General features: G+C 37.5%; 17 protein-coding genes and 1 rRNA gene. 5 read left to right on the top strand and 13 right to left on the bottom strand.

The genetic code is table 11. The features are described from left to right. Positions 1-25: 25 nt before the first annotated feature. The 3 genes from LC418_RS20520 to LC418_RS20530 form a co-directional block, all read right to left on the bottom strand. Complete coding sequence (locus LC418_RS20520) at positions 26-277, bottom strand: VF530 family protein (RefSeq protein WP_111959972.1); 252 nt, start codon at positions 275-277, stop codon at positions 26-28. Positions 278-486: 209 nt separating this feature from the next. Next, the gene (locus LC418_RS20525) at positions 487-1,512 is read right to left on the bottom strand and encodes an LLM class flavin-dependent oxidoreductase (RefSeq protein ID WP_111960211.1); all 1,026 of its coding nucleotides are present in this window, start codon (positions 1,510-1,512) and stop codon (positions 487-489) included. Positions 1,513-1,643: 131 nt separating this feature from the next. Beyond that, positions 1,644-3,785, bottom strand: a complete 2,142-nt coding sequence (locus tag LC418_RS20530) for a S9 family peptidase (RefSeq protein ID WP_223560474.1) — start codon at positions 3,783-3,785, stop codon at positions 1,644-1,646. A gap of 403 nt (positions 3,786-4,188) precedes the next feature. Here LC418_RS20530 and LC418_RS20535 point away from each other — a divergent pair, with 403 nt between their 5' ends. Both LC418_RS20535 and ygiD read left to right on the top strand, forming a co-directional pair. Then, entirely contained in the window at positions 4,189-4,701 is a 513-nt protein-coding gene (locus tag LC418_RS20535) for a YceI family protein (RefSeq protein ID WP_111959966.1), read from the top strand. A 108-nt stretch (positions 4,702-4,809) separates the two neighbouring features. After that, a complete protein-coding gene (gene ygiD / locus LC418_RS20540) occupies positions 4,810-5,637 on the top strand; it encodes a 4,5-DOPA-extradiol-dioxygenase (RefSeq protein ID WP_223560475.1) in 828 nt (275 codons plus the stop codon). A 166-nt stretch (positions 5,638-5,803) separates the two neighbouring features. On the opposite strand, the gene LC418_RS20545 is transcribed toward ygiD, so the two are convergent. The 4 genes from LC418_RS20545 to hutH form a co-directional block, all read right to left on the bottom strand. Continuing rightward, the gene (locus LC418_RS20545; protein WP_223560476.1) at positions 5,804-7,297 is read right to left on the bottom strand and encodes a S8 family peptidase; all 1,494 of its coding nucleotides are present in this window, start codon (positions 7,295-7,297) and stop codon (positions 5,804-5,806) included. Between the two features lie 117 nt (positions 7,298-7,414). Continuing rightward, positions 7,415-7,861 carry a GNAT family N-acetyltransferase gene (locus LC418_RS20550; protein WP_111959960.1) on the bottom strand — a complete coding sequence of 149 codons (447 nt, stop codon included), beginning with the start codon at positions 7,859-7,861 and terminating at the stop codon, positions 7,415-7,417. Between the two features lie 117 nt (positions 7,862-7,978). Continuing rightward, the gene (locus tag LC418_RS20555) at positions 7,979-8,647 is read right to left on the bottom strand and encodes a flavin reductase family protein (RefSeq protein WP_223560477.1); all 669 of its coding nucleotides are present in this window, start codon (positions 8,645-8,647) and stop codon (positions 7,979-7,981) included. A 160-nt stretch (positions 8,648-8,807) separates the two neighbouring features. Continuing rightward, on the bottom strand, positions 8,808-10,295 hold the full coding sequence (gene hutH, locus LC418_RS20560; RefSeq protein ID WP_111960209.1) for a histidine ammonia-lyase: 1,488 nt from the start codon (positions 10,293-10,295) through the stop codon (positions 8,808-8,810). Positions 10,296-10,424: 129 nt separating this feature from the next. Here hutH and LC418_RS20565 point away from each other — a divergent pair, with 129 nt between their 5' ends. Then, positions 10,425-11,186, top strand: coding sequence for a hypothetical protein (locus LC418_RS20565; protein ID WP_111959956.1), 762 nt, complete (start codon positions 10,425-10,427; stop codon positions 11,184-11,186). Between the two features lie 84 nt (positions 11,187-11,270). Next, on the top strand, positions 11,271-13,064 hold the full coding sequence (gene uvrC, locus LC418_RS20570) for an excinuclease ABC subunit UvrC (RefSeq protein ID WP_111959954.1): 1,794 nt from the start codon (positions 11,271-11,273) through the stop codon (positions 13,062-13,064). A gap of 61 nt (positions 13,065-13,125) precedes the next feature. On the opposite strand, the gene LC418_RS20575 is transcribed toward uvrC, so the two are convergent. Genes LC418_RS20575 through LC418_RS20585 form a run of 3 tightly spaced genes read right to left on the bottom strand, consistent with a single transcriptional unit; the run spans position 13,126 to position 15,864 of the window. Then, positions 13,126-13,878, bottom strand: coding sequence for a hypothetical protein (locus LC418_RS20575; RefSeq protein ID WP_223560478.1), 753 nt, complete (start codon positions 13,876-13,878; stop codon positions 13,126-13,128). A 10-nt stretch (positions 13,879-13,888) separates the two neighbouring features. Next, complete coding sequence (locus LC418_RS20580) at positions 13,889-14,971, bottom strand: putative type IX sorting system protein PorV2 (RefSeq protein WP_111959952.1); 1,083 nt, start codon at positions 14,969-14,971, stop codon at positions 13,889-13,891. Positions 14,972-14,985: 14 nt separating this feature from the next. Next, complete coding sequence (locus tag LC418_RS20585) at positions 14,986-15,864, bottom strand: DMT family transporter (protein ID WP_111959950.1); 879 nt, start codon at positions 15,862-15,864, stop codon at positions 14,986-14,988. 393 nt (positions 15,865-16,257) lie between these two features. Here LC418_RS20585 and LC418_RS20590 point away from each other — a divergent pair, with 393 nt between their 5' ends. Continuing rightward, the gene (locus tag LC418_RS20590; protein WP_116014327.1) at positions 16,258-17,886 is read left to right on the top strand and encodes an acyl-CoA carboxylase subunit beta; all 1,629 of its coding nucleotides are present in this window, start codon (positions 16,258-16,260) and stop codon (positions 17,884-17,886) included. A gap of 85 nt (positions 17,887-17,971) precedes the next feature. Here LC418_RS20590 and LC418_RS20595 read toward each other — a convergent pair whose 3' ends face one another. From LC418_RS20595 to rrf, 3 genes are all read right to left on the bottom strand, one after another. Then, on the bottom strand, positions 17,972-19,411 hold the full coding sequence (locus tag LC418_RS20595) for a sigma 54-interacting transcriptional regulator (RefSeq protein WP_223560479.1): 1,440 nt from the start codon (positions 19,409-19,411) through the stop codon (positions 17,972-17,974). Between the two features lie 57 nt (positions 19,412-19,468). After that, positions 19,469-20,587, bottom strand: a complete 1,119-nt coding sequence (locus tag LC418_RS20600) for a vWA domain-containing protein (protein ID WP_223560480.1) — start codon at positions 20,585-20,587, stop codon at positions 19,469-19,471. A gap of 230 nt (positions 20,588-20,817) precedes the next feature. Continuing rightward, positions 20,818-20,899, bottom strand: a 5S ribosomal RNA gene (gene rrf, locus LC418_RS20605); the annotation flags it as partial.

Consider the following 20,899-nt stretch of genomic DNA (forward strand, 5'->3'; position numbering starts at 1 on the left):
CAAAAATATCAAAAAGAGCACCTTTTTATTTCCCGTTCTTTGTTTCATCCCGCTTTTTCTGTCTCAATACATAGAGATACAGGCTTTCTACCTTTGCTCTGGCCCAATCTGTTTTCCTCAGAAATTTCAAAGAAGAATTAATACTTGGATTATCTGTAAAGCATTTTATATTGATCTGCTCGCCAAGTTTCTCGAAGCCTCCGTAATATTCTACCAGTTCTTCTAGAATAGCATCTAGCCTTTTCCCGTGTAACGGATCTTTTGACGGTTCCTGCATTGTTTTTTTTGTAAAAGTAGAATATTATAAGTAGATATGGAAATTTCCTCCTGTATATCCCACACCAGAAACTGTGAATTGAATTGAAATTATTTTTCTTTTCCTTTATTAAATAACAGAAAAACAGGTAATACCTTTCAATGAATAATCATTTGGCTGTTGTCAATAAAAAAACTCCGCCAAACAATGAGCGGAGAGATTTTTATAGTTTATAAATCCTGAATAGCCGGTTTTACTTCGTCCCCGAACAGTTCAATAGATTTCATCATAATATCGTGAGCAGGATCACCGATGTCCATATGCCCGATAAATCTGGTGATGCCAAAAATCTCCTTCATGTAGGTGATTTTATCAGCCACTTCTGCAGGACTTCCGATGAACAGGGCGCCTTCTCTAGCTCTTCCGCCATCATACTGCATTTTCGTATAAGGAGCCCAGCCTCTGGTTGCCCCGATTCTGTCCATCTGAGATTTATAATTATTGAAATATCCGTCCACTACAGCCTGATCATTACTTACAAACGTGTGTGAATGAATTGCGATCTGCATTTTGGATACGTCATGCCCTGCTTTCTGATACTCCTGCTTGTAAAATTCAACCAGATTTTTAAACTGTACCGGCATCCCTCCAATGATAGCTACCACCAAAGGCATTCCTAATTTTGCTGCACTTAAAACAGATTGCGGAGTTCCACCTACTGCTCTCCAGATCGATAATTTTCCGTCGTTTTTTGCTCTCGGATAAACAGTCTGGTTTTGCATTGGCGCACGAAGTTTTCCTGACCAGGTTACATTTTCTTCTGAGTTGATCTTTAGCAGCAATTCAAGTTTCTCGTCAAAAAGTTCTTCGTAATCATTCAGTGAATAGCCATACAACGGAAACGATTCGATAAAACTTCCCCTTCCGACAAATATTTCAGCTCTTCCGTCTGAGATCAGGTCCAAAGTTGAAAAGTCTTCATATACTTTCACGGGTTCTGAAGAACTTAACACCGTAACTCCGCTTGCTAGCTTTATATTTTTGGTGATGCTCGCTGCTGCAGCCAATACCATTTCAGGTGATGAAACTGCATAATCCGGACGGTGATGCTCTCCCATCGCAAAAACATCAATGCCTACCTCATCCATTAATTTTACCTGATCCAGTATTTCACGGATCTTCACGCCTGCATCTCTATATTTTCCGGTAGCCTGATCAAAAGCCAGGTCCCCAAACATTCCTATTCCTAATTCCATATTTTTAGATTTTAGATACACAAAATTACGGATGAAAAAGCTCAGAAACATTGATGTTTGTTAAGAACGGATTTGCTATTAAAGAATACTGTTACCAATAAAAAATCCAGCCTAAAGGCTGGATTTCATTATTATTTCTTAAGATACTGATCAAAATAATCTGTCACTTTCTGCATCAGGTGAACCCTGTCTTTCCCGATCACATTATGCGGATGTCCGGGATAAACAAAGTAGTCCAGCTGAACTCCATTGTCTACCGCGGACTTTATAAATTTGATGGAATGCTGCCATACCACCACATCGTCCTGGGCACCGTGGATCATCAGTAATTTTCCTTTTAAATTCTGAACTTTATCCAATAGATTAGCCGTGGCATACCCCTGAGGGTTTTCCTGAGGTGTATCCATATATCTTTCACCATACATGATCTCATACATTTTCCAGTCGATCACCGGACCTCCGGCAACCCCGACTTTGAAAACATCAGGCTGACGAAGCATGAAACTTGTCGTCATAAATCCGCCAAAGCTCCATCCGTGAATCCCCATTCTCTGGGCATCTACATAAGGAAGAGATTTTAAATAGTTCACTCCTTTCATCTGGTCGTTCATTTCTGTTGTTCCCAGGTTTCTGAAAACAGCCTGCTCAAACTTCATTCCACGGTTGGCAGAACCTCTTCCGTCCATGGTGAAAATAATGTACCCGTTTTGGGCCATATATTCGTACCAAAGGTTTCCTGATGCAGGGAATGTATTGGTTACCAGCTGCAAGTGTGGCCCGTTGTACAGATAAACAATTACCGGATATTTTTTAGTGGCATCAAAATCTGTAGGGAGAATGATCTTTCCGTAAAGCGGTGTTCCGTCATCCGCTTTTAATTCCACATTTTTAATTTCAGGCCTCTGATAATTTTTTAATGTATTTTCTGCAGTAAGAATATTGATTGACTTAGCAGTATTGGTATTGATAATATTCACAGACCTTGGTGTGCCTGCATTGCTGTAGGTATCATACAGATAATTCCCGTCACTGCTCAGGATTCCTGTATGTACACCAGATGTATCATCCATTCGCTGCATTTTAAAGTTTGTCCAGTTGATCTTATATAAATGCTTTTCAAGCGGTGTCTCTTTGGTAGATGTAAAGTAGATCTCTTTTTTCTTTTCATTAAAGCCTAGAATGTCAGTTACCAGCCAGTCTCCTTTCGTGATTTGGGCAACGAGTCCTTTTTCAAGACTGTAGTGAAACAGGTGATTATAACCTGTTCTCTGGCTTTGCCAGATAAAGTCTGTATTGGAGTTCGGGAAGAAAGTAAGCGGATGCTGAGGCTCCACATATTTATCGCTGGTTTCTTCAAATAAGGTTTTTACCAGATTTCCTGTAGCAGCATCGTACTGGTTCATCTTTAAATGATTCTGTCCGCGATTCAGAACGCCTACAAAAACATATTTTGAATCTGGACTCCACGTAACAGCTGTTAAATACTGATCTTTTTTACCTTCAATTTTTAGAAAAGTAGTTGACTGATTTTTGATATTATAAATTCCCAAAGTGACTTCATGAGACTTCTGCCCTGCCATAGGATACTTGATATTATGATTTACAGCAGGCGTTATCGACCAGTCAATAACAGGATAATCTGCCACCATCGTCTGATCCATTCTGTAAAATGCTACAGCATCAGAATTAGGAGACGGGAAAATTCCTGTATCAATTCCAAACTCATTTCTGTGAACCGCTGCACCTCCATTGATGATATTTTCATCAGAATCATTAGTTACAGCAATTGTTTTACCGTTTTTATTGATATATAAATTATTCTTTATGGTAAAGGCAAAGGTCTGGTTATCTCCGAACATTTTCATATTGGAAGCATTTTCATCAACTGCAGCTGTTGTCTTTATCTTCCAGTCGTTTCCCGATTTTTCGATCCAGAACATTTTATCGTTCACGTTGAAATAACCGCTTGAACCGCCTATAAATTTGATTTGAGGAACTGCCTTTAGCTTAGCATCCGAAAATGACCTGTTCAGTTGGGTCAAAGAAACTAAAGTATCCTGTTTATTAGTCTTCAGATCAGTAATCAGATAACCGCCTTTTACAGCCTGAATATATGATTTACCATCTGCAGCCCATGAGAACTGGGATATATTTTTTACGGCAAGATTCGTTCTGAGTCCATTTACTGCCTCCGCCATTGTAAATTTTTGGGTCTGCGCGATTGCAGAACTGCCCAAAACCAGCATCAATAAAGAAAATCTATGTAATTTCATTGTATAAAATTGAATCCTTCAAAAATAAGAAATAAAAATCATCCGTTAATAAATGTTAAATAAAACATTCATAAAACAGGATTAATGCATTGATAAAAATAAATTCTTAACTTAATAGTTGGGAAATTAGGTGAATGGTGAAGTATCAATAGTGAATTTTATAGCGTCAGCAATTGACATTTCACTTGCGAAGCAAATTGACGATTCACATTAAAATTAGGGTGAATGGCGAATGGTCAATAGTGAATTTTATAGCGTAAATAATTGACATTTCACTTGCGAAGCAAAATTGACGATTCACATTAAAATTGGAGTTATTTCATTTCTTAACCTAAATCAATGATTTGTATATGATCTCCGCCCTACATTTGCAGTATTAATAACAAACAAAAAATACAATACAATGGCAACAAAATGGAACCTAGACCCAACACATAGTGAAATTACTTTTAAAGTAAAACACATGATGATCTCTAATGTAAAAGGAAGTTTCAGAACTTTCAACGCTGAAATTGAAGCTGAGGATGATAGCTTTGCAAATGCTAAAACGACAGCTACTATCCAGACTGATTCTGTATTCACCAATAATACAGACAGAGACAATCATTTAAAATCCGGAGAATTTTTCAATGCAGAACAATATCCTTCCATTACATTTGAATCTCAGGCTTTAAATGATAAAGTAACAGGAAACCTTACCGTAAATGGTATTACAAAACCTATTACTTTGGATGTAGACTTCGGAGGGATCAATGTTGACCCATGGGGAAATACGAAAGCTGGATTTTCTTTTGAAGGAAAGATCAACAGAAAAGATTTTGGTCTGAACTGGAATGCAGCTCTTGAAGCTGGAGGTGTAATGGTAAGCGACGAAGTAAAAGTTGCCGGAGAATTACAGTTTGTAAAACAGGCATAATAAAAAATTGAATTTTGGGGAGATTCTCCAAAAATATCTATACCAATTAAAACATGAAAGGTTCAGGGATTTCTAAAAGCCTTGGACCTTTTTAATTATATTCTTATCATGAACCTTAACGATCTGCAAAATATCAGCAACAATTTTGGTAACACTCAAAAAATGCCCGTTTTATTTCTCGGGCATGGCTCACCGATGAATGCCATTGAAGAAAACCAGTTTGTACAGGGATTTCGAAAGGCAGCACAGGAGATTCCTAAACCTAATGCTATTCTGTGTATTTCTGCACACTGGTATACGCAAGGCACTTTTGTAACTGCGATGGATATGCCGAGAACGATTCATGACTTCGGTGGTTTCCCGAAAGCATTATTTGATGTACAGTATCCTGCTCCGGGCAGCCCGGAACTGGCGAGAGAAACAGCTGAGCTTTTAGCCCCTGTTTTGGTAGAGGAAGATCACAATTGGGGACTTGACCATGGCGCATGGTCGGTGATCAAACATATGTATCCGGACGCTGATATTCCCGTGATCCAGCTGAGCATAGATTATACCAAGCCACCACAATATCATTTCGATCTGGCCAAAAGACTGAATAAGCTCCGTGAAAAAGGAATCCTCATTATAGGAAGTGGAAATATCGTCCATAATCTCCGGCTGATCGACTGGAAAAATATAGATACGGTAGGCGCCGGATGGGACTGGGCTGTGGAAGCCAGGGAAAAAACAAATAACTGGCTTCTGGATGGGAATTTTCAGAATATCATAGACTATCAGAAGCAGGGAACATTTCTGCAATACGCGGTTCCTACACCGGATCATTATCTTCCGCTGATTTACACCTTAGGCTTAAAAGATCAAGCCGAAAGTCTGTCTTTATTTAATGATGAACTGATCGGGGGATCTCTAAGCATGACCAGTGTAAGGATAGGATAAGCCTTACCTCCTGAAGGCAAGATATTGGAGGTTTCAAAAAAAGGGAATATCACCAATCTGTATCAGTTGATCATCAAGTAAGATAATTTTTCAAAGAATTGAAATATAATTCTGCCTGTTAATCAATTAGGAGACTGAGATATTCCCTGGTATTTTTACTTAAAAATTATTGCACAGCTGCCAGGACATTGATATTTCCATAGCCGTAGCTTGAATTCACTGTGGGATAATACGTAGCAGACTGTCTCATTTTATTGAGTACCTGATCTCTTGTCCATGAAGGATTTTTAGCCCAGACAAGAGCCGCAATTCCAGCCGTGGCAGCTGTTGCTACGGATGAACCGCCTACATAATCTGCCTGATTGTTATAATAGCTTAAAACAGGAACTGTATTTCCGTTGGCTCTTTCCATCTGGAAAGTAAAATCGATCTGGCTTCCGGAATGGCAAACGTCACATTTCTGGTTGGATGTTCCTTCTTTTACTCCGGTTACAGCCTGTGTTTCAGACATGCTTGCCGGAAAAATAACACCCACAAAATTGGTAAAACTGGTAGAGGTTCCTCCTGCACAGAAGATTAGTTTTCCTCTTGAATAAGCGTATTTCACTCCATCTTCAATCTTTCCTACCGAGAAAATATGTCCCATTGACATGGAAATGATCTTTACACTGGTATTATTCGCCAGATCCGTAAATGCTGTTTTTACTCCATTTTGCTCACTGGAAGTTTCCAGCACTACATTGGAAGCTGCGCGGTAAGTGATGAGATTGGCATTGTAGGCAACTCCTACAGGAAGTCCTGCATTATTTTTCGGGGCCGCCATCACGGAAGCCATTTTTGTTCCGTGCCCGCACTGATCTGCTGGTCCGTCTGTAGTAGATCCGTTGACATATGATCCAAATTTACTAATTGTTCTTCCGGAAGACGCTCCAGTATTAAAACTGCTTCCCAGCAATGTCTGCTCCGGTGAAACTCCGGTATCAATAAGCCCTATGGTAACTCCTGCTCCTGTGCTATAGCTCCACGCATTTGGAATATTATGTTTCGTAAATGCCCATGGTACCTTGGCATTGGGAGCAGTAATGGTATAATCTGCAGCATTTAAAGCCGTAGATTCAAATCCGCATCCTGATGAGCCACTGGAGGACTTTGCATTGGAATTAAGGCTGTTTTCTATTTCAAAATAATGATAATCCCCCGGCTCCACATACCGGATGTTTTTAATCTTTCTTAATGCTGTGATGGTTTCTTCTTTGTCTATGATAACATCCATCTGATTAAGATACTGATCGGAAGAAATCAGAAATCTAGTCTGCTCAACACCTTCATATTGCTGAATCAGTCCTAAAATTTCGGCTTCCATTGTTTTGTTGTCAGGAGAAAGACTTCTGTCAAAATCATCCTTTGAAGAACCAAATCCGATGGATACCATCCTGTTTCCTCTGAAAATCGCACTCCAAAGCAGATGATCTGAAGCATTTTTCCAGTTAAAAGATCCGGTGTTCTTGATCGTGTTATTAATTTCTGCATTGATCTGCTTTCCCGTCAAAGGATCTTTCTGAACAGCTTCAATGACAGGATTTTCGTTTTGCAGTTCATCTCTGGTACATGAATTCAAAACAAAAACCAATGCCAAGAGGTAAAATACTCTTTTTTTCATAGTTTTAATTTTATGGTTTGGAACCACAATATAACACTTTGACGTGATTTAAAAGCTTAGAAAAAATGAATTTAGTATTACCTGAATATTAATAGTTATCTCTAATTTTTGAAAATTTTACAATATTTTCTCATAGCATACACTATTATCAATCCCGATATACTGTCCATAATTGGGAATTCTCTTATACCCAGATTTTTCATACAATGCAATAGCTTCGGGTTGTTTGATTCCTGTTTCCAGAACGCATCTGTTGTATCTTTCTTCTTTGGCCCAGATTTCCAGCTCATTCAATATTTTCGAAGCAAAACCTTTGCCTCTTCTTTCTGGATCCGTATACATCCTTTTTATTTCTACCGTATCTTCAGAAAAAGGTTTGAAAGCACCACAGCCCACCGCCGTATCATCAGAGTAAACTATTACACAGTTTTTCAACATGTCGATTGAGTTGAACTGGTGATAAAATTCATGATCTTCTCCATCCCGTACTGCAAGATCAGCATCCAGGAGTTTGACTAAATTCTGGAAATCTATATTGGAAGAATCTGTTCTTTTGGTAATCATCTTTTTGTTTTACGAATTAAATAAATATTTAAAGATTATTATTTCTGTTGATTTTTAAACTTTTACAGACACAACAAATTTAATAAATGATTACCTTATTGAAAACTATCTCCACTTTTATTTACTTTCTTGAATAGAATTAAATTCAGCGGTACGATAAAGTTCTTCCGGGATCTGGGCTAATGTAGACTCATGAAGCTTCATACCAAGTCCATAAAATTGTTGAAAGCTCATGATAAGCGGGCGCCATTTGTCCGGGTCAACCCGGTTAGGAAGGCCGTCCATCAGTATGGATTCTTCCATATGCACCCTTACTATTTTCAGTTCAGCATAGATAATATTTCCGCGCTGGATCTCATTATCCTCTGCCAATAAGTTTACTTTAATAAGACGGGCTTCCATTTGTACCGGACATTCTAATATTCTGGGGGAATTAACCAATGTAGATTCAACAGGTGTCATTCCGGCAATTTCAAATTTTCGGGATTCGTGACGGTATCCTTTACTTTTCTTTCCTTGAGGAACAGGACTAGAACCCGTTGTCAGAGCAAGCTTATTAACCATTCCCACCTGATCTTCTGAAGGAAGATTAATGACACACTCACCGGTTCTCAACAAATTTTCACAGGTTTTAGATACTGCAGAGATACCAATTACGCAACGCCAGCCTAACCAGAAAATGGATGAAATAGGAGCAGCATTGAAACTGCTGTTCTCATTTACTGTTGAAATAAGTATTATCGGGGTACCAAAGTATAAAATAGAAGGTGTACATATCTTATGCATAATCTTATTTTTACAGGCAAAGGTATTTCGTTGACTTAATACAAAAAATCTGTTTCCTGCTGTATTTTAATTGATCTAATCTGCAAAAAAGCGGTTTATTCACTTTATTGAACAAAAAAAAGCTTCCATTTCTGGAAGCCTTATATTTTCTTAATTGAAATTAATCTACTTTAAATTCTCTGTTATTGATCAGCTCTGCAATCGCCAGCATGTCCTTTCCTATCAGCCTGTCGTCTTCCAGTTTTTTAACTTTAGAACGGATCACCGCATAGTTTTCTTCAATGATTTTCGAACATTTGGCAGGTCTTCTGAATTCTAATCCCTGCGCGGCAAACATTAATTCCACAGCTAAAATATTGACCAGGTTTCCTAGCACCTGATTGAATTTTCTGCCGGAAATACTTCCCATAGAAACGTGGTCTTCCTGTCCTAAGCTTGTCGGAATAGAATCTGCTGATGCCGGGAAGCATAATGTTTTATTTTCTGTAACCAAAGCTGCTGAAGTATATTGAGGGATCATAAATCCTGAATTCAGTCCTGAGCTTTCTGTCAGCAATCTTGGCAGTCCATATTTTCCTTCTAATAATAAATAGCTTCTTCTGTCTGAAATATTTCCTAATTCAGCTGCTGCAAGTGTAGCATAATCTAAAGGAAGCGCCATTAGCTGTCCATGGAAGTTTCCTCCGGAAATAGACTCTTCAGCACTTAGGACGATCGGGTTATCCGTTACCGAATTCAGCTCTGTTTCAGCCATCAGCTTAAGGTGTTCAAAAGCATTTCTGCTGGCTCCGTGCACCTGTGGCACACATCTCATGGAATAAGGATCCTGAACTCTTTCACAGTCCTCATGAGCTTTCATGTTTTCAGAACCTTTTAAAAACTTAACCATTCTGGCTGCTACTTTCTTGCTTCCCTCGAAAGGTCTGATGTCATGAAGTTCTTTTTTGAATGGGCTTTCAGAGCCTCTATACGCCTCAATACTCATTGCGGCAGTCATATCTGCTAAGTTTAATAAGTATTCGAATTTTTCTAACCCTTTAATAGCGTGGGCCAGAATAAACTGAGTTCCGTTGATCAGTCCTAAGCCTTCTTTCGGACCTAAAGCTAGTGGCTCAAGACCATGTCTGTCTAAAACTTCCATCGTTTCGAAAATCTGATCTCCTTCCCAAACCTGTCCCAATCCAAGTAATGGTAACACAAGATGGGCAAGAGGAGCTAAATCTCCTGAAGCCCCTACGGAACCCTGCTCAGGTACTACGGGAATGATATCTTTTTCAAGCATCAGGATCAGTCTTTCAATCACTTCCAGAGAAACCCCTGAAAATCCTTTGGACAATGCATGTACTTTAGCAATGATCATGATTTTGGAAAATTCCTTGTCAATGGGCTTTCCAACCCCTACTGCGTGAGAAATGATAAGGTTATATTGCAGCTGAGCCGTTTCGTCAGCTGATATCTTAGTATCACAAAGAGGTCCAAAACCTGTATTGATCCCATAGACACATCTATCGGATTCTACTATTTTCTGAACATTTTTCTGGGATTTTAGGATCTGTTCTTTAGCTACTTTATTAAGTTTAGCTTTATTTGGCTTTTTACAGATTTCCAAGACATCATGGAAAGTAAAAACATCTACACCGTATATCATTTCTAAAAATTTCCTTAAAATTACACATTTAACCATAATTGGAAAAGCTAAATTTTACCGTCTCATATTTTTCTGATTATTGGTAGATTATTTTGCTATTTTTACTGCCGAAATTAAAAACAATAATACATGAAACTGAAAACTCTACTCCTTGCTGTATGTGTAGCAAGCACAACAGCTTTCGCCCAGAAAGTAAAATATTCTAAAGAAGAAAGAAAAGAAATGAATCGTTACCTGTTTAACGAAGGTTTCAATACTGCATCTGATAAAAAAGTTTCTACTATCATTTTAAAAGACAATACTGAATACCAGGGTTACAGTAAATCATGGGAAAAACAGAGGGGACAGATTCTTTCCATTACAATTGAAGATGTTGATACGAGAAAGCCCATGAAATTTGCAGCGGCAGATATTGCTGAAATGTATTTGTATGCGACAGAGATGGAAAAATCTATGAAAGCAGGTAAGTTTATTTCAAACATGAGAAATTACAGCACTAAAAAATACAATAAATCTGTAACCAATGATGCAATCCCATATGAAAACCAGATTGTTTCTTTAAAAAACAAGAAAGAGCCCAAAGCTTTTTTAATGCAGGTTATCAATCCTGAGTTTAATGAACTTATTACAGTTTATCATGATCCGTTTGCTTCAGAAACCATATCTACAGGTTTTGGTGGTGCTCCTGCATTTGGCGGCGGTGTCATAAAATCTTATTATATAAAAAAGGGTGACAAAGTGATGTGGCTTCATAAAGATGATTTTGAAGACCACTATGATTTCCTGTTTGGAGACAATGCCGAGTTTATGAAAAAATATCCTAAAAACTCTGTAGAATGGGATTATCTAAGCTTTTTGATCTATCAATATACTGAAATGAACCACGGATAAAATACTTTGAACAATAAAATAGGCCTGTAGAGTCATCTGCAGGTTTTCTTTTTTAAATAGGGAAAGTTTCCTTAATTTTGTTATATGAATCCTTCTTTAGAATTACAGCTCAAAACTTTACCATCAGAACCAGGCGTTTATCGTTATTATGATAAAAACGACCAATTACTGTATGTAGGAAAGGCCAAAAATTTAAAGAAAAGGGTTCTTTCCTACTTCAACAAGAATCTCCCGGGTTACCGCATCAAAATAATGGTAGGAAAGATTGTAAGGCTTGAAACAACAATTGTCAACAGTGAATATGATGCCCTTTTACTTGAAAACAACCTGATCAAGGAACACCGTCCTTTTTATAATGTATTATTGAAGGATGATAAAACGTATCCGTGGATCTGTATTAAAAATGAAAGTTTCCCAAGGATATTCCTCACAAGAAATGTAATCAAAGACGGATCTGAATATTATGGGCCTTATGCTAAGGTGCGTCCTGCAAAGATTTTACTGGATACCATTAAACATATTTACAAGCTAAGAACATGTAATCTTAATCTTTCACCTGCTAAAATTGCAGAAGGAAAATACAAAGTCTGCCTGGAATATCATATTAAAAACTGTGAGGGACCTTGCGAAGATCTGGAAAGCAAAGAGGATTATGATGAAAAAATCGATGCCATCCGCGGAATTATCAAAGGGGATTTCCGGAAAGCAAAAGAGTATCTGGTGAATCAGATGATGAAAATGGCTTCCAATCTTAAGTTTGAAGAGGCACAGATCATTAAGGAAAGGCTGGATATTCTGGAAGATTATCAGGCCAAAAATACAGTCGTGAATCCCAATATTGACGATGTGGATGTTTTTGGAATGACCAGCGATGAAGCTGCCGCTTATGTGAATTTTTTCAAGATCAGAAACGGAAATATCATTCAGAGTTTTACCACGGAGATCAAAAAGATCCTTGAGGAAACGGATGAAGATATCATGGAAGAAGCTTTGATCGAAATCCGCCAGAAGTTTAGCTCGGATTCTAAAGAAGTATTGTTACCATTCCATCTTTCTGTAGAAATCCCGAATGTAAAATTGATCGTTCCAAAAGTAGGTGATAAAAAAAGGATTGTAGAACTTTCGGAGAAAAATGCGAAAGAATACCGTTTAGAAAAATTAAAGCAGGTCCAGATTATAGATCCGGAAAGGCATACGAACAGAATCATGTCCGAAATGCAGAAGCTGCTTCGAATGCCAGTGGAGCCACGACATATTGAAGGTTTTGATAACTCGAATATCCAGGGAACGAACCCTGTTTCTGCATGTGTTGTTTTTAAAGACGGAAAACCAAGTAAGGCTGACTACAGAATTTTCCATCCGAAAACAGTAGAAGGAGCCAATGACTTTGCCACGATGGAAGAAGTTATCTACCGCCGCTATAAAAGAATGCTGGATGAAGGGGAAAACCTGCCGCAACTGATTCTTATAGATGGAGGAAAAGGACAGCTTTCCTCCGCCGTAAAAAGTTTAAAATTATTAGGTCTTTACGGCAAAATCACGATTGTAGGTATTGCAAAAAGGCTCGAGGAGATTTTCTTTCCTGAAGATTCTATTCCTTTATATCTTGATAAAAAATCGGAAACATTAAAGATTCTGCAGCGGGTAAGAGACGAAGCGCACCGTTTCGGGGTAAAGCATCACAGAACGAGAAGAAAAAATTCTACCATCAAATCTGAGCTGGAAGAGATTCCTGGTGTTGGAGAAAAAACAATTGAGCTTTTGCTTTCCAAACTGAAATCTGTTAAAAGAATCAGGGAATCGAGTTTGGAAACTTTGGAAGAGATTCTGGGGAAAAGTAAAGCGAAGGTAATCTGGGAGTTTTTCAACAGTCATTAGGAAATAAAAATCCTTAATTCTAATTGAATTAAGGATCATTATTATGTTATTTTATAATCTGTTATTTTGCTGAAAATACTTCCTTAAAAAATTCTCCGTTAGATTGCGGTATATCAATCACTATATTTCCGTTTTCATAATATCCGATAGTATAAGTTCCATCCGAAAGTTTTACTCTAAACACATCTCTTTTTGAAGTAGTTTTAAAAACAGCAAATGGCACAGAACTTCCTCCGTCTGCCAGGATAAACTGATTGGTATCTACCTGGATTTTCTGAAGGTTTACCTTACCGTTAGTATATTTCCCGGATTTATTTTCTGTAACAGGTGCAGATGAACTCTCTTCACTTTTTGTCACAACATTTTCTTTTGGGCTTTCCTTTATAACCTGAAGAGTTGCCACAGGATTTGAAGCTGGAAGTGAAACCAGAGACAGCTTAAGAGCATCCTGATAGCCTTCTTTATATTCTTTAATGTTCGAACTTCCTTTTGATGAAAATAATACCTTTCCATTACAATCCTTGAACTCAAGCTCTACTTTATTTCTTAGAAAACTGCTTTTATTAAGTATGTTGCCTGTAGCAAAGCTGCAAGAGCTTTTCTCTATTTCCGAAGGCCACTGGTTTTTACCTTCCTGGACAACCGTATATCCTTTTGATTTTAGAGCCTTTGCTAAAGAATCATCAAGACCATAGGATTCTGTCTCGAAATCTTTAAAGGTCTGAGGAATAGAAATATATTTATAATCAGAAACTTTCTGCCCGAAAACAGCAGTTACTGCCAGCATAAATGTAAGTATTGAAGTTTTTTTCATTGTTTTAAATTTAATCATTTCTGAATGCTCCCATATCTAATTTAAGCGAGAAAAAATTAGAATAGAAATTAGATCCTCCGATCCCTGAATTGGTGATTGCATAATCCAGTGTAAGTCCTCTATATCTTATCCCAAGACCGGCGCTCGGCTGGAAAGAAACTTTTCTTTTCAGGTCTTCAATATCGGTAATGGATTGGAACCTGTTTATCCCAAGTCTTACAAAGATCATTTTCTGATACCCAAGTTCTGCCCCTGCATAAGGTGTTATACTTGCAAAATCTGTAGATATCAAAGCTGCTGTTTTAGCAAAATCGACATTGATTCCAGCTTCCGGCAATACATACACGCTGCTGTTGATATTGAATATTTTACTTGCCCCAACATTCAGCTTAGGCATGGTAAGCTCCATTTTATCTTTAGGTGCCGGATTGAACTCTTCACCGTTTACTACAGTTGAAAGTTCTCCCTGATTGATGCTCCAGAAGTTTACGGTAGTGGTTGCATCACGCAGCATTCCTCCGAATTTCCATCCGTTGTCAGCCTTATAAATAGCTCCGATATCAAAACCAAAACCATAACCGCTTGCAAATTTACCTACATTCCTGTAAACAATTTTAGCATTTACCCCCACATCCAGCTTAGGATTGCCTGCCGGATTGAAAGCATAAGAAAGAATAGCTGCATAATCAGACTGTGAAAATTTGGTGATTTTATCATAGTCGATATTACCTTCGGCATCGATCATTTGAGTTGTGTTCAGGATATTGTCTACTCCCAATCGTACTATTGACACTCCAAATACTCCTTCTTCAAGGACTTTTGCGTACGCCAGATAGTCATACTTCGCAATAGATTCAAAATATTCTGCATGCATTGCTGCTCCCTGCCAGTCTTTCTCAATAGCCATTAAACCGGCCGGGTTCCACATCGGTGAATACACATCATCCTGGTTGGAAATTACAGCCCCACCCATGGCAAGCCCTCTTGCCCCGGCTCCGATATTCAAAAATTCATTGGAGTATTTTCTTATAATCTGAGACTGGGACAGCCCAAACAGTAGTGAAAATGCAAGTAAAAAGTATTTTTTCATCATATAAAATTTGATGCTTAGTTAAAGTTTTTTTGTTTTCTGGCTTTTATTAATCCATTTACAATGATAGCCAATATCATAACGCCTGATGCTGCATAAAATATAGGACTCATTTCTTCTGATTCTCCAAAGATAAAAAAAGCTAGTATAATTCCGTAGACAGGTTCTAAATTAACTGTTAAAATTAGAGTAAAAGGCGAAATATACTTCATAAGCTTCACCGATTCCAGCATTGGAAAAGCTGTAAAAACACTTGCCAATAAGCATATTAACGCCAGATCTCTGTAGTTTATTTCATTCATCTGAAAAATCTGTCCTGTAAACATATAAAATACAGCCAGAACAAACCATCCACAAAAAATTTCATAGAATATAATATTTCCTGAACTTGTTTTTCCAAACATTTTACCATTAAAAACAGAGAAAATGGTACCGAATACTGCACAGAGAATCCCATAGATGATACCTTCTTTAAAATGAAACTCGGTTTTAAAAATTAATAATATGCAGGCAACTATTACTACGCCCATTACAACTTCTGATATATCAATCTTTCTTTTAAAAATAACTGGCTCCAATATGGAAGCAAATAAGGTAGAAAGTGACAGGCAGCTTAATGCTATAGAAACATTGGATACTTTAATGGAATAAAAAAAACAATACCAGTGAAGTGCCATAGCACAACCTATTCCGGCAAGCTGAAAAAATATTTTTCTGGATACCTTGATACTTTCCTTTTTATAAACCCTGATAAAGACAAATAAAAACACAGCTGCAAACAGCATTCTGTAAAATACAAGGATCTGCGCATTAGCATGAATCAGTTTTCCTAAAATTGCAGTGAACCCCCATAAAAAAACAATTAAATGCAGCCTGAAAAGTGCTAATTTTTGCATATTCTAAATTGTGTAAATTTTTAACAGGCAAATTTACAAATAGCTTTTAGAAATACTGATAAAAAGATAAATTAAGTCAAAGAAAATTCAGAAAATGTAAAATTGAATTCATCTGCACATAATATGGCATAAAAAACCCTGAAAATTTGTTCAACGTTCAGGGCCTTCAAATAATAAACTATTAAAAAAATAAACTAGGAACTTAGAGTAATTAACAAGGAATATCATTCCTTTTACTCTGTAGTAAAGTTAGAAAAAATATCAGTAATTTAAAAATATTTTTTTGTTAAAAATTTCACAATTTTCTGAGAACCAATATATTAAACACCTGTTTTACTTCAAACGCCATTCATTATAAAAATAGTATCTTTAGCCGTAAAAAATTAAAATTTTATGGACCTTGAATTTAATAAACGGGAAGATCAAAATAGATTAAAATTATCTGATATCAATCAATTGCTCGCTGAAATAAAAAAGGGAGGCGGTGAAAAGAGGCTTCAAAAGCTTCGCGATGAGGGAAAAATGACAGCAAGAGAAAGAATTGAATATCTTCTCGACAAAGGTTCAGATTCCATAGAGATCGGTGCATTTGCCGGCTACGAAATGTATGAGGAACATGGCGGATGCCCTGGTGGTGGAGTTGTAGTCGTAATGGGATATGTCTCCGGCAGACAATGTCTTGTTGTTGCTAATGATGCTTCTGTAAAAGCCGGTGCCTGGTTTCCTATTACCGGAAAAAAGAATCTAAGAGCACAGGAAATTGCGATGGAAAATAAGCTTCCTATCATTTATCTTGTAGATTCAGCAGGTGTGTACCTTCCTATGCAGGATGAGATTTTTCCTGATAAAGAACATTTCGGAAGAATTTTCAGAAACAATGCTAAAATGAGCGCTATGGGAATTATCCAGATCTCGGCTGTTATGGGCAGTTGTGTGGCTGGAGGTGCCTATCTTCCTATTATGAGTGATGAAGCGATGATTGTTGATAAAACAGGCTCTATATTCCTTGCCGGAAGTTATCTGGTAAAAGCTGCTATCGGGGAAAGCATTGATAATGAAACCCTTGGTGGAGCGACTACACACTGTTCAATTTCAGGCGTTACAGATTATAAAGCTAAAGATGATAAAGATGCCTTAGACAGGATTAAAACTATCATGAAATCTATTGGAACTTATGAAAAAGCAGGATTTGATAGAATAGAAAGTTTCCCGCCAAAGGAAAATCCTGATAATATTTTTGGAATTGTTCCCGTTTCAAGAACGGAGCAGTATGATACATACGAAATCATTAAATGTTTGGTTGACAATTCAGAATATGATGAATATAAGCCGGACTATGGAAAAAGCATCATTTGCGCCACAGCCAGGATTGATGGTTGGTCTGTAGGAATTGTAGCCAACCAGAGAAAGCTTGTAAAAAGCGGTAAGGGTGAAATGCAGTTCGGTGGTGTTATTTATTCGGATTCTGCCGATAAATCAACGAGGTTTATTGCCAACTGTAACCAGAGAAAGATTCCTTTAGTTTTTCTTCAGGATGTGACAGGATTCATGGTGGGTTCAAAGTCTGAACATGGAGGTATTATTAAAGATGGTGCTAAAATGGTCAATGCCGTTTCGAATTCTGTAGTTCCTAAGTTCACGATTATCACAGGAAACTCATACGGAGCCGGAAATTATGCAATGTGTGGTAAAGCCTATGATCCCAGATTAATAGTAGCATGGCCTTGGGCAGATCTCGCTGTAATGGGTGGGTCTCAGGCCGCAAAAGTTTTAGTTCAAATCCAGGAATCTACTTTAAAGAAGCAAGGTAAAGAGATTACCGAAGAAGAGCATAATGAGATTTTAAATACTATTACAAAAAGATATCAAAAGCAGACAGAAGCTACCTATGCTGCAGCAAGACTTTGGACAGATGCAATCATCAATCCTACAGATACAAGAAAATGGATTTCTATGGGTATTGAAGCTGCCAATCATTCCCCTATTACAGAGAAATTCAACCTGGGAGTTATCCAGGTTTGATCATATTGAGTTTTCCTAAAAATAAAAAAGATGTGGAATTGATTTTCCACATCTTTTGTTTTTATCCTGTTGAAATTTTTGAATTCTAAGAAAAGAACACTCCCGTTCTGAATCTCTCTTTATTCAGTTTTTTATTAACTGCCAGCCCCCAAAGAATAAATTCTTTTAAGAATAAAATATCTTCTGGTAACGTATCCGGTTGATATTTTTCAATGATCTGGTCAAGAGGAGTAATTCTGTTAAGAGATTTTGCATAGACTTCATCCGAAGATTCGTCAGTAATTTCCAAAGAGCCGTCGTCTTCCAAAAACCAATCCGTAATCTGACTAAACGGTCCATCAATACTCTTTTTCTCCAGCTTTTCCACTTTCGGAAAATAAAATGCAAATAAAGTTCTGATCGCATTATCAATTAATAGCTGGGCAACCGCTTCCGCACCTTCCTGTTCGCCTTCATATACCAACTCCACTTTCCCCGTAATCGCAGGAATTATACCTACAAAATCACTTAATCTTACAGACGTTGTTTCATCACCCGTTAATAAAGATCTGCGTTCTGCAGTACTCAATAGATTTTCAAAAGCAGTGATACTCATACGGGCGCTCACTCCGCTTTTTGAATCTACAAATTCGCTGTCACGAGCCTCAAAACCAATCTGCTCCAAAAGATCTTTCGCCAAAGAAGGAACATATACTCCATTTTTCTGACGACCATCTAAGCTGGATTCATACCTGGTAATTTCCCTTGCAATATTGATGTTTTCAGGATAATGTGTCAAAATCTGTGATCCGATACGGTCTTTCAGCGGAGTCACAATGCTTCCTCTGTTGGTATAATCTTCAGGATTCGCTGTGAAAACAAACTGAATATCCAAAGGCATTCTCACCTTAAATCCACGAATCTGTACGTCTCCTTCCTGTAAAATATTAAACAAGGAAACCTGTATCCTCGCCTGAAGATCCGGCAATTCATTGATGACAAAAATACAACGGTTCGCACGAGGAATCATTCCAAAATGAATCGCACGGTCGTCTGCATAAGAAAGTTTCAGATTGGCAGCTTTAATAGGATCAACATCACCGATCAGGTCGGCAACAGTCACGTCCGGAGTTGCCAGTTTTTCGAAAAATCTTTCATCGCGGTGAAGCCATTCTATCGGAGTATTATCGCCTTCTGCTTCAATTAATTCTTTTGCAAAGCGAGAAATTGGGTTGAATGGATCGTCATTTATTTCACTTCCTGCAACGAAAGGGATCCATTCGTCCAACAATGAAGTCATCATTCTTGCTAGCCTGGTTTTTGCCTGACCTCTTAATCCTAATAAATTAATATTATGCCGGCTTAGAATGGCATGCTCCAATTGAGGAATAACCGTATTTTCATATCCGAAAATCCCTTCAAATACAGATTCTTTATTGCGAATTTTACTTTTTAAATTATCTCTTAATTCGTCTTTGATATTTTTTGATAGGTATCCTGATGCTCTTAATGAGCCTAATGTTTTTATAGTTGGCTTTTCAGTCATTTTATTTAAAATCTGATTTATTAACTTCTTGAAATATATCTTTATGAATAAAGAATTTTAGCGAATTCTTTTCTTACGGTTAGTTTCATAATCTTCAAAAATCATGTGCCCTAATCCATTAAGCCCTGTATAAAAAGCTTTCCCTTGATTGGCTTCTGTAAATTCACTCACAAATTGCTGTAAATAGGGATCCTGCGCAATCATAAAAGTAGTAATCGGAATATGTAGTCTTCTGGCCTGAGACGCCATATTATAACATTTCTGAACAACATATTCATCTAGACCATAAGAATTCATGTAGTATGTGCCATCCGGCTGACGAACGCAACTTGGTTTCCCGTCGGTAATCATGAAAATCTGTTTATTGGTATTTCTTTTTCTGCGTAAAATGTCCATCGCCAGTTGAAGTCCGGCAACCGTATTTGTATGGTAAGGCCCAACCTGCAAATAAGGCAACTCTTGAATTTTAACAGGCCATGCATCGTCTCCAAAAACGATAATATCCAAAGTATCTTTCGGATAACGTGTTGTAATAAGTTCTGCAAGTGCCATAGCCACTTTTTTGGCTGGAGTGATACGGTCTTCCCCATATAAAATCATACTGTGGCTGATGTCGATCATCAAAACCGTACTCATCTGAGATTGGTGAATACTGTCTTCAACAATTAAATCATCTTCAGTAAGATGAAAATCTCCGATTCCGTTATTGATCTGGGCATTCTTAAGACTTTCGGTAATAGAAATTTTCTCTACCGGATCTCCAAAGTTATAACTACGAAATTCCCCTGTTGTATCTTCCCCCGTTCCGCTTTTATTCGTTTTATGATTTCCGTTTCCACTTTTTCCAAGGTTCCCGAATATTTGATTAAGCGCTTGTTTACGAATATTTTGTTCCATTTTTGCGCTCAGGCGAATTCCATTTCCACCATTAGGATCAACTTCTTCACGGATATATCCTTTCTTTTTAAGATCTTCAATAAAATCGTCAATAGTGTAATCCGGAGTAGTAAGTTGGTATTCTTCATCCAACATTCGAAGCCAGTCAATCGCTTCATCAAAATCTCCCGAGGTATGGGTCAACAAATCTGTAAAAATTTCCAGCAGCCGATCAAATACAGATAACTCTGGCGCCTTGTAAGTTTCAAATCTGAACCCTCTCACGATATGCTCTTTCATGAAATAAAGTTACAACATAAATAAAAGGCCTTTAAGTGATTTAATCTATTTTAATATTTATGAATAAAAATAATCTTGATTAATATTTAGAATAAATGTGGATAAATAAGGGAAATTACAGATTACACAGATTTCTACAGAGGTTGTAGATAGAATTTATTCCCTATTCCCTAAGGTATGTAACAAAAAAAAGTCTCATACAAACTGTGTTGTATGAGACTTTTAATAAAAACTGGCGGCGGCCTACTCTCCCGCTTTCGCAGTACCATCGGCGCTGGTGGGCTTAACTTCTGTGTTCGGAATGGGAACAGG

Origin of the sequence: Chryseobacterium lathyri, assembly GCF_019970085.1 — a bacterium.
Taxonomy (GTDB): Bacteria; Bacteroidota; Bacteroidia; order Flavobacteriales; family Weeksellaceae; genus Chryseobacterium; species Chryseobacterium lathyri.